This is a genomic window from Pelagibius litoralis (assembly GCF_011683915.1).
GTDB classification, from domain to species: Bacteria; Pseudomonadota; Alphaproteobacteria; order Kiloniellales; family Kiloniellaceae; genus Pelagibius; species Pelagibius litoralis.
On the sequence record NZ_JAAQPH010000013.1, the window covers coordinates 1 to 14,970 of the forward strand.

At 59.1% G+C, this 14,970-nt stretch carries 17 protein-coding genes; 8 read left to right on the top strand and 9 right to left on the bottom strand.

Annotated features, from left to right (window positions below; genetic code table 11):
* Together HBA54_RS16580 and HBA54_RS16585 are read right to left on the bottom strand one after the other, a co-directional pair.
* Positions 1-316: hypothetical protein (locus HBA54_RS16580; RefSeq protein ID WP_205944709.1), on the bottom strand; the 316-nt coding region annotated here is incomplete at its 3' end.
* A gap of 45 nt (positions 317-361) precedes the next feature.
* On the bottom strand, positions 362-640 hold the full coding sequence (locus HBA54_RS16585) for a hypothetical protein (RefSeq protein ID WP_167226632.1): 279 nt from the start codon (positions 638-640) through the stop codon (positions 362-364).
* Positions 641-751: 111 nt separating this feature from the next.
* Between HBA54_RS16585 and HBA54_RS16590 the strand changes: the two genes are divergently transcribed.
* The gene (locus HBA54_RS16590) at positions 752-1,204 is read left to right on the top strand and encodes a hypothetical protein (RefSeq protein ID WP_167226635.1); all 453 of its coding nucleotides are present in this window, start codon (positions 752-754) and stop codon (positions 1,202-1,204) included.
* Positions 1,205-1,257: 53 nt separating this feature from the next.
* On the opposite strand, the gene HBA54_RS16595 is transcribed toward HBA54_RS16590, so the two are convergent.
* The 5 genes from HBA54_RS16595 to HBA54_RS16615 all read right to left on the bottom strand — a co-directional run bounded on the left by HBA54_RS16595 (position 1,258) and on the right by HBA54_RS16615 (position 5,844).
* Positions 1,258-2,487 (bottom strand): glycosyl hydrolase 108 family protein, encoded by a 1,230-nt coding sequence (locus tag HBA54_RS16595; protein ID WP_167226637.1) that lies wholly within the window; start codon positions 2,485-2,487, stop codon positions 1,258-1,260.
* A 302-nt stretch (positions 2,488-2,789) separates the two neighbouring features.
* Positions 2,790-4,346 carry a terminase large subunit gene (locus HBA54_RS16600; RefSeq protein ID WP_205944710.1) on the bottom strand — a complete coding sequence of 519 codons (1,557 nt, stop codon included), beginning with the start codon at positions 4,344-4,346 and terminating at the stop codon, positions 2,790-2,792.
* Positions 4,343-4,606, bottom strand: a complete 264-nt coding sequence (locus HBA54_RS16605) for a hypothetical protein (RefSeq protein WP_167226639.1) — start codon at positions 4,604-4,606, stop codon at positions 4,343-4,345. The genes HBA54_RS16600 and HBA54_RS16605 overlap by 4 nt, the downstream gene beginning before the upstream one ends.
* Before the next feature lie 213 nt (positions 4,607-4,819).
* On the bottom strand, positions 4,820-5,350 hold the full coding sequence (locus tag HBA54_RS16610; protein ID WP_167226641.1) for a TadE/TadG family type IV pilus assembly protein: 531 nt from the start codon (positions 5,348-5,350) through the stop codon (positions 4,820-4,822).
* Positions 5,350-5,844 (bottom strand): TadE/TadG family type IV pilus assembly protein, encoded by a 495-nt coding sequence (locus HBA54_RS16615; protein WP_167226643.1) that lies wholly within the window; start codon positions 5,842-5,844, stop codon positions 5,350-5,352. The genes HBA54_RS16610 and HBA54_RS16615 overlap by 1 nt, the downstream gene beginning before the upstream one ends.
* A gap of 467 nt (positions 5,845-6,311) precedes the next feature.
* Between HBA54_RS16615 and hspQ the strand changes: the two genes are divergently transcribed.
* A complete protein-coding gene (gene hspQ / locus HBA54_RS16620) occupies positions 6,312-6,671 on the top strand; it encodes a heat shock protein HspQ (RefSeq protein ID WP_322096054.1) in 360 nt (119 codons plus the stop codon).
* On the opposite strand, the gene HBA54_RS16625 is transcribed toward hspQ, so the two are convergent.
* Together HBA54_RS16625 and HBA54_RS16630 are read right to left on the bottom strand one after the other, a co-directional pair.
* The gene (locus HBA54_RS16625) at positions 6,668-7,201 is read right to left on the bottom strand and encodes a DUF6362 family protein (RefSeq protein ID WP_167226645.1); all 534 of its coding nucleotides are present in this window, start codon (positions 7,199-7,201) and stop codon (positions 6,668-6,670) included. The two genes, hspQ and HBA54_RS16625, sit on opposite strands and share 4 nt — an antisense overlap.
* Positions 7,188-7,745: a hypothetical protein gene (locus HBA54_RS16630; RefSeq protein ID WP_167226647.1), complete on the bottom strand. Its 558-nt coding sequence runs from the start codon at positions 7,743-7,745 to the stop codon at positions 7,188-7,190. Before HBA54_RS16630 ends, HBA54_RS16625 begins: the two co-directional genes overlap by 14 nt.
* A gap of 105 nt (positions 7,746-7,850) precedes the next feature.
* Here HBA54_RS16630 and HBA54_RS16635 point away from each other — a divergent pair, with 105 nt between their 5' ends.
* From HBA54_RS16635 to HBA54_RS16660, 6 genes are all read left to right on the top strand, one after another.
* Positions 7,851-8,468, top strand: coding sequence for a LexA family transcriptional regulator (locus HBA54_RS16635; protein ID WP_167226649.1), 618 nt, complete (start codon positions 7,851-7,853; stop codon positions 8,466-8,468).
* 484 nt (positions 8,469-8,952) lie between these two features.
* A complete protein-coding gene (gene otsB / locus HBA54_RS16640) occupies positions 8,953-9,729 on the top strand; it encodes a trehalose-phosphatase (protein WP_167226651.1) in 777 nt (258 codons plus the stop codon).
* A complete protein-coding gene (locus tag HBA54_RS16645; RefSeq protein WP_167226653.1) occupies positions 9,726-11,525 on the top strand; it encodes a glycoside hydrolase family 15 protein in 1,800 nt (599 codons plus the stop codon). Before otsB ends, HBA54_RS16645 begins: the two co-directional genes overlap by 4 nt.
* Positions 11,522-12,907: an alpha,alpha-trehalose-phosphate synthase (UDP-forming) gene (otsA, locus tag HBA54_RS16650; protein WP_167226655.1), complete on the top strand. Its 1,386-nt coding sequence runs from the start codon at positions 11,522-11,524 to the stop codon at positions 12,905-12,907. Before HBA54_RS16645 ends, otsA begins: the two co-directional genes overlap by 4 nt.
* The gene (glk, locus tag HBA54_RS16655) at positions 12,904-13,872 is read left to right on the top strand and encodes a glucokinase (RefSeq protein ID WP_167226657.1); all 969 of its coding nucleotides are present in this window, start codon (positions 12,904-12,906) and stop codon (positions 13,870-13,872) included. Before otsA ends, glk begins: the two co-directional genes overlap by 4 nt.
* 103 nt (positions 13,873-13,975) lie before the next feature.
* Positions 13,976-14,923, top strand: coding sequence for a DMT family transporter (locus tag HBA54_RS16660; protein ID WP_167226659.1), 948 nt, complete (start codon positions 13,976-13,978; stop codon positions 14,921-14,923).
* The last annotated feature ends 47 nt before the right edge of the window (positions 14,924-14,970 follow it).

Below are 14,970 nucleotides of genomic sequence, written 5' to 3' on the forward strand. Positions count from 1 at the left end.
CCAGCACCAGGCCGGTGTTGCGGCGGTTGCGCACCCAGAAGGCGTCCGCCGGCGCGCGGCCCTCGGCCTGCCACTTGCGGCGTTGTTCCTCGGCCACCGCGGCGACCCGTCCGGTCTTCATGAAGTGAGTGCCGTAACGCCGCGGTACGGTGTAGCCGTCGTAGACATGGTCGTAACGCCAGATGGCATCGAACAGACCGCGCCGCACCGCCCCTTCGATGTCGGAGCCTTCGCGGTGATGCAGCACCGCCAGGCGCTTGGCCCACTCGATCCTGTCGCCGGGCTGGCCGATCAGCTGCCCCGCCGCCTTGGTCACCTTCTGATTACGGCGATAGAGGCTCTTGTGGCGCCGATCATGCTTTCAGGGCGCGACGGCCTCGCCGTTGGCCTCGATGAAGTCCACCTCCAGAGCCCAGCCGCGATCGTCGCGCACCGGCTCCGCCCCGAAGGCCAGGGTCCGTTCCATCGCCTCCGCCCGCTCCACCTGTTCCTCAGGCGACAAAGGCGCGACGGATCGCAGATCGAAGATGGACCGGGGCGCTTCAGGTGCGTCGGTTGCACCACCACCCACTTCGGGCGCAGCAGGAAGCGGGCCGCCGGCATCAGCGCCGGCAGCCCCCAAAGAGGCATCATCTGTCATGGAATGCTCCGCTCGGAAATGGCGTTCAAGTCGCCGCAGTGTCTTTGTTCCCGCCCCAACTTCGCCGCAATCATCATGCACGCTAAGATTGATCTAAGGGAGAGACTGGAAATGAAAACTGTGACGCTCGGCTGTGCAGCCTGGATCCTCCTAATTGCGGCAGCGCCCGCGACCGCGGGTGGCAACGGCAGACAAGCCCTCGAAACGTTTGATCCTGAGCCGATCATCAACGACTGCTGGGAGAAGTCGTCCGATTTAAGGGGTGCTGGTTCTGCAGCAGCCTATGGTGACGGGCTCGACATCACCCTCGCATGCATGGAAGAAGCCGTTCTCACCGAGATCAATGCTTGGCTGCTCCCTGAATTTACCGAGAACGCAACGGCCCATATGACTGCAATAGAGAACCTTCATGGGAAACTCTATTTTCGGATCTACTCTCACAATCGCTACTGCTCCCGGTCTTGCGGCCTTTTGCCGGGGATGCGCTACATCGAAAGCTACATAAAGTTCTTGGAGACGGTTCTCAGAGATATCGCGGCAGAGAAAAGTTTCCGCTATCGCTAACGCTCGACCGACTCCCCTGCGCTCCAAATCGCTCAGCCAGATCGACTCTACCATTATGGTGTTGCCGGCTTGATTCTGAAGGATTCAGCCCTTGGGAACCATCCTGGATTGGCGCCTGCAATAGACAGCGCTGCCATATGTGCGACGCGCTTGTCGACAATCAGGTTATTGACTTCGACGATCTTTCCATCGCGCACCGCTTTGGCCACCGCAGCGCGCGTCTTTGGGCCGATGACGCCGTCGTATTCGAAGGTACCATCGATCTTGACCTTCAAATATGTTCCAAGGATCTCATCCAGGGCCTGCTGAAGCCACTTTCCGGGATCACCAATACCGTGCAGTATCCCTGAATCAAAAACCTGTTCTGGCAGTTGCGGCGCCAGCTTCAAGAGATCGGGTATCTGGGCCAACTCCCAGATACGCAAAGGGCGAAAATACTCCTCCCTGAATATGGTATCAATCTGATGATCGGAGAGAAGCGCAGGATCAGCAGGATAGCTTTTGTACTGCGGTTTCTTGCGCGCCAGATCGAGTAAAGCCTGAGAAAGCCCTTTATTGGTTTTTCCGCCGGGATCCACGCTTGCCGGCCGATTCGCGAGACCTCCCTCAATAGGCGCAAGACGCAGTCGATAGGCCTCGAAGAGCTTCTGAAAGCTTCCCGGTACCGACGTCACCCGCCCAGGTGTCGTCGTTGCTCCGATAGACGGCGATGCGGCAGCTTGGCCTACCAACACCTCTTGGCTATCTCCTCCAGGAACCGTATCAGTACCGCCTCCTTGAAAAGCCAATTCTTCTGCCGGGTCAGTGTTGGGCCTCACCAGCACCAGGCCGGTGTTGCGGCGGTTGCGCACCCAGAAAGCGTCGGCGGGGGCGCGGCCTTCGATCTGCCACTTGCGGCGTTGCTCTTCCGCCACCGCGGCGACCCGACCGGTCTTCATGAAGTGGGTGCCGTAACGCCGCGGCACCGTATAACCGTCGTAGACATGGTCGTAACGCCAGATGGCATCGAACAGACCGCGCCGTACCGCCCCTTCGATGTCGGAGCCCTCGCGGTGATGCAACACCGCCAGGCGCTTGGCCCACTCGATCTTGTCACCCGGCTGGCCGATCAGCTGCCCCGCCGCCTTGGTCACTTTCTGATTGCGCCGGTAGAGGCTCTTGTGCCGCCGGTCATGCTTCCAGGGCTCAACGGCCTCGCCATTGGCTTCGATGAAGTCCACCTCCAGGGCCCAGCCGCGTTCGTCACGCACCGGCTCCGCCCCAAAGGCCAGGGATCGCTCCATCGCCTCCGCCCGCGCCGCCTGTTCCTCAGGCGACAAAGGTGCGACGGATCGCAGATCGAAGATCGACCGGGGCGCTTCTGGCGCGTCGGTTACACCACCACCCACTTCGGGCGCAGCAGGAAGCGGGCCACCGGCCTCATCGCCGGCAGCCTCCAAAGAGGCATCGTCTGTCATGGAATGCTCCGTTCAGAAACCGGAGAGTGGAAACTTACAAGCGGCAGGGTGGCCCGGCGCCGTTCGGCTTGGGGAGGGGCAGGACCGAACGTGTGGATGCGCCGGGCCATTGCCGCCGCGGCAAGAGATTACCAGTCGTGGATGGCGTAGGTGGTTTCGCTGCGCTGGGCCTGGCTGCGCTTCACGCGGCGCACCGGCTCGGCGAAAGTCAGGGCCAGGGCGTCGCCGGCATCGGGGGAAAGGCCGAGGCGCGCTTTGATCTTGTCCTTGGCTTCCAGCAGAATCTGCTGGTTGCTGTTGATCTGAAAACCCGGTGCGCAGAGGTGGCTGTGCAGCAGCGGATCATCCGGCAGCTCCGCCCCGCCGGGGTCGGCCAGCCAGTCGCGTAAAGTGCCCCAGATCTCAGCCCGCTTGTTGGCATATTGCCGTGCATCCTGGGCGCGGCCGCCGAAGTTCACGCCGGTGATGCGCCGGCGGTAGCCCAACTCCGCCAGGCGGTCATAGACCGCCGCCCCGAAGGAGCCCATATCGATGAAGGCCTGGTCGGGCTGCAGGCGCTCGATCTCCCGCGCGATCAACCCCGCCAGTTCCATGGTGTCGCCGCAATCGACGGCGCGATTAACGTGCCGTCCCGCCGCCCTGCCCTGACGGTCGATCAGGTGCGAGCGGTCGCCGCCGCCACGGGCCACGTCGATGCCCAGAACCAGGGGCGCGTGGTCCTGCTCGCCGGCCTTGTGGCCCTGCGCCCGCACCACCAGTTCGGGGCGGATGAGAGAAGTCTGGCCGCTCACTTGAAAAGCCTCCTGTGCGGTTGCCGGGTATTCCTGTCTGAAGCGCCAGGTCGGGCTGTCGCTGGCTTCGCCGCTGGCCGTGGCCAATTCAGCATTCTTGGCCCAGGCCCAGTGCAGCTTGCTACGACTCAATCCGTGTAGTTCGCCATAGACCTGAAAAGCTTCCGGCGGCTTCCAGGCTCTGGGCGCCGCGCTGCCGTAGCCGTCGTGCAGGAACCAGGGAATGAAGATCGCCTGATAGTCCCCCTCCCCGCGCACCGCCGCCTGCCAGAGATTGTAGAACAGACCGCCGACGCCGTTGGCGGTGGACTCCAGGATGATCTCGGTCCCGTCGCTGCGCGGTACCGCCTGCAGCGCACCGGCGGCGTGTTCCTCGGCATTGGCCCAATGGCCCACTTCCGAGCCATGAAAAAACTGAATGGTGTCAGAGCGGCCGACACCCGATGCCTTGGCGGTCCCGACCTGATAGCCGCTGTCCAGCAAACCGAAGGTCAGCTCCTTTGCATTACTGGCCTTGGTCAAAGGCTTCACCGGCGCCGGGCAGCTGTCGTGGAATCGCTTCGCCATGGCAAAGAGGTTCGCCGTCGCCTGGTCGCGGTGCGTCAGGATAAAGGCTCGCAGCCCCCGTCCGTGCGTCACCTTCCAGTAAAAGCGCGCACCGACGTAGGTGGAGACCCCCGGCTGCCGCGCCTTCAGGATCAGTGCACGCACCCGTCCGCTCGTGGCCCTCTGCGCCTCCAGCCTCTCGTGAATATGGATCTGTACCTTATTCAGCCGCAGTCTCTCCAGGGTGCCGGATTTGGTGCGGATCTTCAGGCAGCGCTCGGCGTAGTGACGCAGATCGTCTTTCAGACGCTGACGGACCTTCTGCTCAGTCCTTCTTCGGCCGCTCACGCCAGATCTTTCAGCGCATCCTCATGGCGCAGAGTCACTTCCCCGCCGTGCTCCACTGTCTGTAGGCGCGGATGCAGATAGGGGGCCGCCTTCTCCGCTGCCCACTTGCGGTCCGCAGTGCTGGCTTCCGGATCGCGCAACACCGACAGCATGAAATCGATCGGCGACTGACGAGAATCTTTCGACTCTTCATCAGTAGACTCCAGTTCATTATTTGCGGTTTGCGCAACCTTACTGGGCGCGTTGCTGCGCTTCGGCATCGCGTTCCATCCTGTAAGAGAAGTGGGGGCAAGATTTGGCAGAAGAAGCTTCTATGCAGCTCTATCTGCTCGGCGGCGCCATCTGCAATTCGTGGCTCCTACCGTCATAAGATGCCTGAATCGTGCAAACTGTGCAACATAAAAATTGCGGTAAATGCAATTTTCTTTTGCTCACTTTGCGGACCTGAATCGTCCCGAAAGAACCCGCACCGTTTAAGGCGCAGGGCCCTCAACAAAGGCGCTGCGCCGTGGGCGCAGAACAGCGGTCTCCTCCAAGCTCGTTTGTCCAAGGACAAAGTCGAAGAACACCGGGCTGTAATCGTAAGTCACCCGCACAATGATGATGCCGTCTCCGGCGGTCCCCATGTTCTGTACCAGTGTCAGGGCGTCCGGAAGGGTGCCGCCGTTCTTGCTTTGCTGCCAATCGATCGCCGGCACCCCGGTGTCATCATCAAAGCGCACGGCAACGATCGCAACGGCGTGCTCCACCGTTGAGTAAGGTTCAAGAATGAGCTCGGCGGCACGCAGAATATCGGTGATCTCGCCGGCAGAAATTTCGCGCCGTTGGGTGATAAGGTCGGCTGTCGTCTGGGCCGCGGCCACGACTTTGCGGTCAAGGCGCAAAAGGTTGGTGATCTCGACAACGCCGGTGAAGAGCATAAGCATAATTGGCAGCAGGAAAGCAAAATCCACTATCGCATTGCCGCCCCTGTCGCTGGCGAGTCTTCGTATCGAGCGTAACATCAGTTCACATCATAGGGTTCGTTTTGAAAGGCGACTGTCGATACCAACAGGCTGCCGCCGGGCCCGGTCGGAATGACCGAGTCCATCAGCGGGGTCGTGAAATGCCAGCGGTACATCGCGCGAACCACCGTTACAGCGCTGCTGCCGCCGGGCACGAACCCGTTATTGATGATGTCACCATTCTCATCGACTTCGATGGGCATCGAGACCGCACCGAAGTCGGAGAACGTCCGCACGTTGTAGATGACCTCGGTACAGTCGATGACGTTATAGAGCGCCCCGCAAAGCTGGTTCTGAAAGGCGACAACCGGATCGGCCTGACTTTGAACCTGACCGGTGCGAATCGCACGGGCGGCTTCTTTTGTCGCACCTTCGATGACGCTGCTGGTGAAGAACATGATCGAAAGCTCGATCAGCCCGGCCATCAGCAGGAAAAAGGGTGGCGCCACCAAAGCGAACTCGATCACGACACCGCCGCTATTATCGCGCAGCATTGTTCGCACGCGCCGTCCGGCCGTCGCAGGCCGCGCACGAAATATCCGGTTCGGGGCCGCCCGTCCGGCTCGGCCCCCCCGATCAACCAGTCTTTTTGCAAACATCGCAAACCTCTCACGGGAGGCCCGACAGCCCGGCCAGAGCTACGAGTCCTGATCCTCCCAGGAGACGATTCGACTGTGTTCAGCTTAACAAAGCCTTAAGTGAGAGGGATCGACCCCGGACAAACGGCGTGCCTCGGTCAACTCGCAGCCTTTCCACATCTCTATCGCATTTGTATCAACAAAATTTTTTCTATAAAACAGAGCATTACCAGTCATTCTCCGACTAAGGTATAAGGAAAAAGTGTCTGGTAATTGATTTAGAATCGAAGCGATTTTCTGCGCAGCACGGCGATCGCTGTCGTCAGCGGCCAACACTTTGCTTGTCTCATCGGAACTGAGACCGCATATGACTAGGATAAGAATTGTCACAGGATTCAGCTCAGAGCGGCCAACGACATATGCGAACAGCGAAATTTCAAATTGGACAGATTGTAAAGCACCGCTTATTTCCGTTTCGCGGTGTCATCTTTGACGTTGATCCGACGTTCTCAAACACAGAAGAATGGTGGGAAGCCATTCCGGAGGAGATCCGGCCGATTAAGGATCAGCCCTTCTATCATCTTCTGGCGGAAAACGAAGAAACCTCCTACGTCGCCTATGTCTCGGAACAAAATCTGCTAATCGATGAAACCGGGGACGCGGTTTCTCACCCCCAGGTCGAAGACCTGTTCAGGGGTTTGGAGAACGGCCACTACGTGCTGCGCCAATCCCAGACAAACTAGTATCTCCTTTTACCGACATCGCCGGAAAGCCATTTACATAGTCTCAGCAACGACCGGTCGCGGATATCGTAGACCGTCCGGCGGCCACATCCGTATCTTTGTTTCAGAGACATCACCTTGAGACCGCAGGCTAGGCCGAATAGCACACCAACGTCGCGCTGCGGTTTCGCGCCACCAGCGTGTACCAGCCACTGGAGAACTTCATCCATGCGGTCAATCGCCTCGGCAGAGGCTGGTGCGCGACGTAGCCGCACTACCCTTGATCGGCTCCCACCCGTATCAAAGTCCCGCACGACTTCCGGCCAATGAGCGCGACTGGTGGCTGTCAGCCAGCCACGTTCGCGGTTTGGCAGCCGCTTCAACGTGTCCGCAGCCTCCATCAGCAGTTCCCATATCGCGTCTTTTAGGCTTGGCTGGTCGCGACCCGCCTCTTCCGCGAGCTTGTATCCGTGTTGAATGGTGAGCTTGGTTCGAAACTCTGCCTTCGAAGACTCTCTCCCGCAGCGCGGACCCGGCTCATGGGCGATCATCCCTATTCTCCTTATCAAACCTCAGACCCAGTTTCGCGCGCGTTGAATTCTTGCGCCCGGCCTCACCAACCCTGGCAGCCTCCCGGGACAGCCCGGCCGGGCCGCGACGCAGCGTGCAACCCCAGTTCGCCAGCGCCCGCTCGACGTCTTTGATGCTCCAAACGGCGCGCACGCCGTACCCGCCCCTTTTAAGACGCGTCATCAACGCGCTTTCTCCCACCGTCAAAGCCTCTGCCGAAACACGTCTTAGATCGCCATCCCACCATCGGTCGGCCGGCGCTTTGGTGAACAGGAAGTAGCAACGCCCGGCCGGCGAGATGACGATGATGTCCGGATGCTCCTTCTCATCAGCCTGCCCCAGGGGCATGCCGGGGGTAATGGCTTGGTGAATCCAGCCGTCGGGCAGCCGGCCCTTAAGCAGACTGCCGATCTGGCTTCGCAGCAGCTCGGCGTTGACCCGACGACCGGCCGTTTTCCCTTCACAAAAAGGGCTGCTGCCTCGCGGCCGTGATCCCGGGGCCTCTCGAAATCCTCTGTCACCCAAAAAACAATCTCCCATGGCTCGCGTTGCGGAAATCACAACTATACGTAGGACATAATTACGAATTTTGCAATAGACAAAAAATCACAAATTCCGCAATATATTGGCATGGAAAAACAATGGTTCCAGCAGCGGCTGCGCCAGCTCGGCAAAACCCAGCGCGGTTTGGCAAAGCACATGGGTCTCGATCCTTCCCGCATCACAGAAATCCTGAATGAGAGCCGGAGCATTAAAATCGAGGAGGCGGTGGAGATCGCCGACTACCTGGAGACTCCACTCGACGATCTGGTGACGAAGCTCGGTGCTTCGATCGCCCGGGGCATCAGAGCCTCAAGTCTGGTTGTCGGTTATGTCGGCGCCGGCGAGACGGTCTTATCGATAGATGATCATGCCAAGGGGAGCGGCCTTTATAAAATTGAGGCACCACAAGGCGAAGGCGGCAGCGTTTGCGTTGTGGTCCGCGGCAACTCGATGGCACCCCGCTTCAAGGATGGAGAACATCTCGGTTACTCACGCGACGAAGGACTGGACCCGGCGAAATGCTTTGGGCGCGAGTGTGTGGTCCAGACAAAGGATGGCCGGCAGTTGGTCAAGATTGTCGAGCCTGGGAACCGCGCTGGAGAGGTGACCCTGGTCTCCGTCAACGCGACGACTCCGATCGAACACAATGTAGCCGTGGAGTGGGTCGCACCGGTCACCTGGGTTAAGCTTCACTCTCGCCCCTAGACAGCAAATCATCATTGCGGATATCGCCTCCATTTAGAGATCGAAGCCGCTGGTAACCAATTGGTCGCTTCGATAAAGCGATTTAGATCGGTAAACTCTTACTCTAATAGTTGCGTGAAATTGCGCTTTATGTAATTATCTTCTGATGGCTGACGACCTCAGGAAGGTTGAGATTGAGGCCCACCGCGCAGGGCTGCGAAAAGCAACCGCCCCTGTGAAAGATTGGTCGAGACGCTTCACCTGCGTCAGCTGATGCGTTATTTGGCCGCCGGCACTTGATCGCCTACCTACAAAACTTCGCATAGCCCTATACCGAAGGCTGTCAGTCGTCATCAGTTCGAGATGGGCATTAGCGAAGACAGACTCTATGCTATCGTTCAGATAACGTTTGCGGGTGAAAAGTGGGTACCGATTTTGACGTGGTGAGTCCTTCAGATCCTTCTGCTATCGGCTCCCCGTCAAAATCGGCGCGACAGTAGTGTTCATGACAGGTAACGAAACCCACTCAGATCTACGGCTCAACTGTTCTCTGCAGCACTATGCTCTGTTCCTGGATGTCGACGGCACATTGCTGCCCATCACCACGCGACATTATGAAGTACGTGTGCCCGCGGCGCTGATTTCACTGCTGCAATCCCTCAGGGAAGAATTGCGGGGGGCCTTGGCATTGATCAGCGGCCGTGCCATCGCAGACTTGGACGACCTCTTTGCGCCGCTCGTATTGCCGGCGGCCGGCATTCATGGTCTTGAGCGCCGACGATACGACGACGACTACTACAGGAACGAAAACACGAACCTGTTGGAACCACTACGCCACCCTCTCGAGGCTTTCGTGCGCGAACGTCATGGTCTGTTGCTTGAAGACAAGGGATTATCCTTGGCATTGCACTACCGCATGGCACCGGAGCGCGAGGTAGAGGTCTTGCGGCATCTCAACCACATGATTGATCGAACGCAAAGCAAGTTGGAAGTAAAACGTGGGAAGATGGTCTTCGAGGTGAAACCGAAGGGGGGCGACAAAGGGACAGCGATTGATGCCTTCATGAACGAGCAGCCATTTAAAGGACGAAAGCCGATTTTTCTGGGCGACGACGTAACGGACGAAGATGGTTTTGCCACTGTCAATCGCCTGGACGGCATCTCGGTGAAGGTTGGGGCTACGGAATCGACACTGGCCTCCCAATGCCTTCCGGACGAAGCGGCGGTTCATGCCTGGCTCGAGTATCTCGCAAAAATGGAAAGCCGGTATAGCAAACCATGAGCTCTCTCAATCTTGCAGTTATTGGAAATTGCACCTTCGGCGCTCTGCTGGACGAAAGAGCACGAATTGTCTGGGCCTGCTTGCCACGTTTCGATAGCGACCCCATCTTTGCAAGCCTGATTGCCGGAGACGACGGCGATTCGAAAGGGCTCTATGAGGTCGAGTTGCTGGACTTCTCGCGGGCCGAGCAGCACTATCGGGACAACTCAGCTGTGGTGGTTACAAGGCTTTATGACTCGGCGGACGGTGTTGTAGAGATCACGGACTTTGCCCCCCGCTTCAAACACTTCGATCGTATCCATCGGCCGCCATCCATTGTCCGGCACATTCGCCCTCTCTCCGGAAGCCCGCGAATCAGACTACGCATCAGGCCAACGTATGACTACGGCAAGGGCATCCCGGGCATCACCCGTGGCAGCAACCATCTGCGCTACATCATGCCGCACCTGACCTTGCGCCTGACCACGGATGCGCCAGTCACTTACGTGGCCGAAGAAGTTCCTTTCATATTGGAGCGGCCGGTGACCCTCATCCTGGGACCGGACGAAAGCCTGACTGCAGCGGTAGACGAAACGAGCCGAGAGTTCTTTAAGAAGACAGATGAATATTGGCGGGAATGGTGCCGCTATCTCGCCCTGCCCTTCGAATGGCAGGAAGCGGTCATCCGGGCATCGATCACACTGAAGCTTTGCAGCTACGAAGAAACAGGCGCAATCATTGCGGCGATGACCACATCGATCCCCGAGGCACCACATTCCGGACGCAACTGGGACTATCGATACTGCTGGCTGCGTGATGCCTATTTTGTCGTCCATGCGCTCAACCGCCTTGGTGCCACGAGAACCATGGAAGGTTACCTGAGTTACATCTCAAACATCGTGGCCTCCAACGTTGGCGCCAACGCGGCAGACGGACACCTGCAACCGGTGTTCGGCATCTCTCAGGAAGTGCACCTTGATGAAACGATTTGCGATTCGCTTTCCGGCTACCGAAACATGGGACCGGTGCGGGTTGGAAATTCCGCCTACAATCAGATTCAGAATGACGGATACGGCAGCGTCATCCTGGCATCAACGCAGAGCTTCTTTGATCGACGGCTCGACCATCCCGGCGATGTCAGTCTTTTCGAGAAACTTGAAAAACTGGGGCAGCAGGCGATCAAGCTCTGGGATCAACCGGACGCCGGCCTCTGGGAACTGCGCACGCGTCAACAGGTTCACACCTACTCAAGCGTGATGTGCTGGGCTGCCTGCGACCGGCTCTCCAAGATCGCCGGGCAACTGGATATGCCAGAACGCCAGAAGCATTGGGCCTCGGCTGCGAAACACATTAGAGCCGGCGTCCTCGAGAGGGCGTGGAACAGTGGTCTTAACAGTCTCGTCTCCACCTTCGACGGCAGCGACCTTGACGCCAGTTTGCTTTGCCTGCATGAGATCGGCTTTCTCCCAGCCGACGATCCCCGCTTCCTGGGAACCCTGGATCAGGTTGAGAAGCAGTTGAAACACGGCCGCTTCATACTCCGCTACGCAGCACCCGACGACTTTGGCTCACCTGAGGTCACCTTCAATGTCTGCACCTTCTGGTACATCGATGCCCTTGCCGCGGTCGGGCGTACGCAGGAAGCCCGCGACCTCTTCGAAGCCATGCTCGCAGCACGCAATCCTATGGGCCTGCTCTCGGAAGACCTCTCCCCCAACAACGGCGAGCTCTGGGGGAACTTCCCGCAGACATACTCCATGGTCGGACTGATCAGCTCCGCCATGCGCCTCTCCAAGTCCTGGGAGGAAGCCTATTGAGCCGCCTTGTCGTCGTTTCAAACCGCGTCGGCGCTGCAAAGTCATCCAGACCCGCATCAGAGGGCGGATTGGCCGTTGCGCTTCGGGCTGCCCTGCAAGAACGCGGCGGTGTCTGGTTCGGCTGGAGCGGCAAAGTTCTCGCCAGCGACTACGAAACCCCGAGCATGGCCGAAGTCGGAAACATCACCTATGCGACCATCGATCTCAACCAGCGGGACTACGACGACTATTACAAAGGTTTTGCCAACTCCACGCTTTGGCCGCTCTTCCACTATCGTCTCGATCTGGCTGAGTTTAGCCGGAAGACATGGGCTGGATACCAGCGGGTCAATGCACATTTCGCCCATCGACTGCAGCCGCTCCTGCGGGACACGGACACGATTTGGGTGCACGACTATCACTTTACGCTCCTCGCAGAAAATCTGCGCAGCGCCGGCTGCAAACAGAAGTTAGGGTTTTTCCTTCACATACCCTGGCCGGCTCTCCCTATTCTGGCTGCCTTGCCGATGCACAGCGAGATCGTAAAGGCTCTCTGCGCTTTCGATCTTCTTGGCTTCCAGACCGATGAAGACTTGTGGTGTTTCCAGGACTACATACGCCGGGAGGCAGGTGGCGAGGTCGGCAAAAACGGTATCATCAAAGCTTTTGGCAGGGTCCTACGCGCAAAAACATTCCCCATTGGCGTCGATACCGAGGTCTTCGCAAAAATGGCAACCGAGAGCGAAGGGTCGAAGCAGGTCGAGCGCCTGCAAAAAAGCCTCAACAACCGGGACCTGATCATCGGCGTCGATCGCCTCGACTATTCAAAGGGCCTGATCAATCGGGTAGAGGCTTTCGAACATCTCTTGACCACCTACCCGGATAACAGGGGCAACGTCGTGTTCCTGCAGATCACACCGCCGTCGCGCGGCGATGTATCCGACTATGTCGATATCAGGCATGAACTGGAAGCGACTGCCGGTCGCGTGAACGGCACCTTCGCCGAGTATGACTGGGGGCCAATCCGGTATCTGAACAAGAGCTTCAGCCGCCGTGTCCTGGCCGGCTTCCATCGGGTCAGCAAGGTTGGTCTGGTCACCCCCTTTCGGGACGGGATGAACCTGGTGGCCAAAGAGTTCGTTGCCGCACAGTCGTCAGAGGATCCGGGGGTTCTCGTACTCTCGCGCTTCGCCGGCGCGGCGCGTGAGCTGGATGGCGCCTTGATTGTGAACCCCTATGATACGGAGGGTGTTGCCGAAAGACTTCAGGAAGCCCTCACGATGCCGCTAAAGGCGAGACAGGATCGTTGGCAATCGATGTATCAAGCCGTTGCCGTGAACGATGTCACCACTTGGCGAGAGAACTTCCTGCAAGCGCTCAAACGGGGGGGCCGGGCCCGTTGAGTGATCCGAAGGATGAAGTCCCGGCGATCTTGGCCGACATCGGCGGCACCAATGCGCGCTTTGCGTTATTGGAAGGCAACCGTATTGGCGATGTATTGCGTTTGAACGTGGCCGACCACGGGTCGGCTTATGATGCCTTGACGACAGCACTGGATCAGTTCGGTATCCAAAAAACACCACCTTCGGCGGTTCTCGCCTTTGCCGGGCCTGTAAGTCCTGATTGTGCCTTCATGACGAATACTGGATGGGAAACCCGCAGGGAAGACCTGACCCGGCGCTTCGGTTTCACCAATGTCCAGTTGATGAACGACTACGCCGCACTGGCGCTTGGTCTCGATCAGCTCACCGAACAAGACAGGCGACGCATCGGACCTGACCTGAGAACGAGCCGCGGCACCCTGGCGGTGGTTGGCCCCGGATCCGGCCTGGGGGTTGCCGCCTTGATTCCAACGCCCTCTCAAGGTTTCGTGCTGGTCGGCGAAGGCGGGCACACGACCGTGCCGACGACGAACAAGCTGGAATCGGACCTGGTTGCAATCCTGCGCGACCGCTTTACCCACGTCTCGGCGGAACGCGTGCTTTCCGGTCCCGGTCTGGTCAACATCCACACGGCTTTAGGGCGCCTTGAAGGCCTACAGGCAGAGCCGATCAGCGCGGCTGAAATCACCCGCCACGGCCTCGACGGATCGGATGCCCTTTGCCACAGAGCGCTGGAAAACTTCTGCAGCTTCCTTGGCTCCTTTGCCGGTAACATGGCTCTCAGCTACGGCGCGCAGGGTGGTGTCTATCTCGGCGGCGGGATCCTGCCCAGATTTCCCGAGTTCCTGGAAGCTTCTCGCTTTCGCGACTGCTTCGAGAACAAGGGACGCCTGAGCAGCTATCTCTCTCAGATCCCCACCTGGCTGATTACCAGGCCAGACGCCGCCTTTGCCGGTCTGGCGGTCGCGGCCCGGCAGTTGGACTGAGTATCTGCTTTCATCCACAAGAACCAACAAGCAGCAGCAAGAAGCGGATATAGCCCACCCGCAATACGTCTATGCTCCGGCCCGCCACTGACGGAGACATAGAATGCAGGCCCCTCACATAACATCAGGCAACTGGCTCCTGATCATACTTTTGGCGCTGGTTTGGGGGATATCTTTCTTCCTGACCGAGATCTGCCTGCGCGATCTCGGCCCGGCAACCCTGGCCTGTGCCCGCGTCGGTCTGGCAGCCACAGCTCTGCTGGCCATCGCCGCCCTAAGGGGGGAGCAGATGCCATCGACCCTGACGGACTGGGCACCCCTGGTCTGCATGGGGCTGATCAACAACGCCCTGCCCTTTTCCCTGATCATGTGGGGTCAGACCCATATAGACAGCGGGCTGGCTTCGATCCTGAATGCAACAACGCCGCTCTTCGCCTTTGTCCTCGCCCATCTGCTCACCCGCGACGAGCGCATGACCCTGCGCGGTGCCCTTGGTGTTTCAGTCGGGTTCCTCGGGGCGGTTGTCCTGGTCGGCCCTTCCGCTCTGACTGGGCTCGGGGCGGAATCCTGGGGCCAGGCCGCGGTCCTGGGGGCGGCCCTGTCTTATGCATTCGCCGGGATCTTTGGACGCCGTCTCAAACGTTTCACGCCACTGGTCGCCGCCGCCTGTATGACCGCAGCCGCCACCGTTATCTTGCTTCCGGTGGCGCTGGTCCTCGAAAAGCCCTGGACCGCCGACCCCAGCGCCGAGACCTGGGCGGCGCTTGTAACCCTGTCCATCGTCAGCACCGCGGTGGCTTACATTATCTACTTCCGGGTCCTGGCCAGTGCCGGGGCGACCAACCTGCTGCTCGTTACTTTCCTGATCCCGGTAGCGGCCGTCGTCCTGGGCGCCGTTGCCTTGAATGAGGCGGTAACGGCAGGTGCTCTTGGCGGAATGTCGTTGATTTTCATCGGTCTCGCCGTCATCGACGGCCGCCTTGGCACCGCCTTCCCAAGGTTGTGGCAACGGCTCCGGCGCCAGGAAAGCAACCCGCCCAATCTTCCATAAAGCCAAATCGGAGAGTTTTTTGGATTTAATTCGAAAACTCTTTGCCG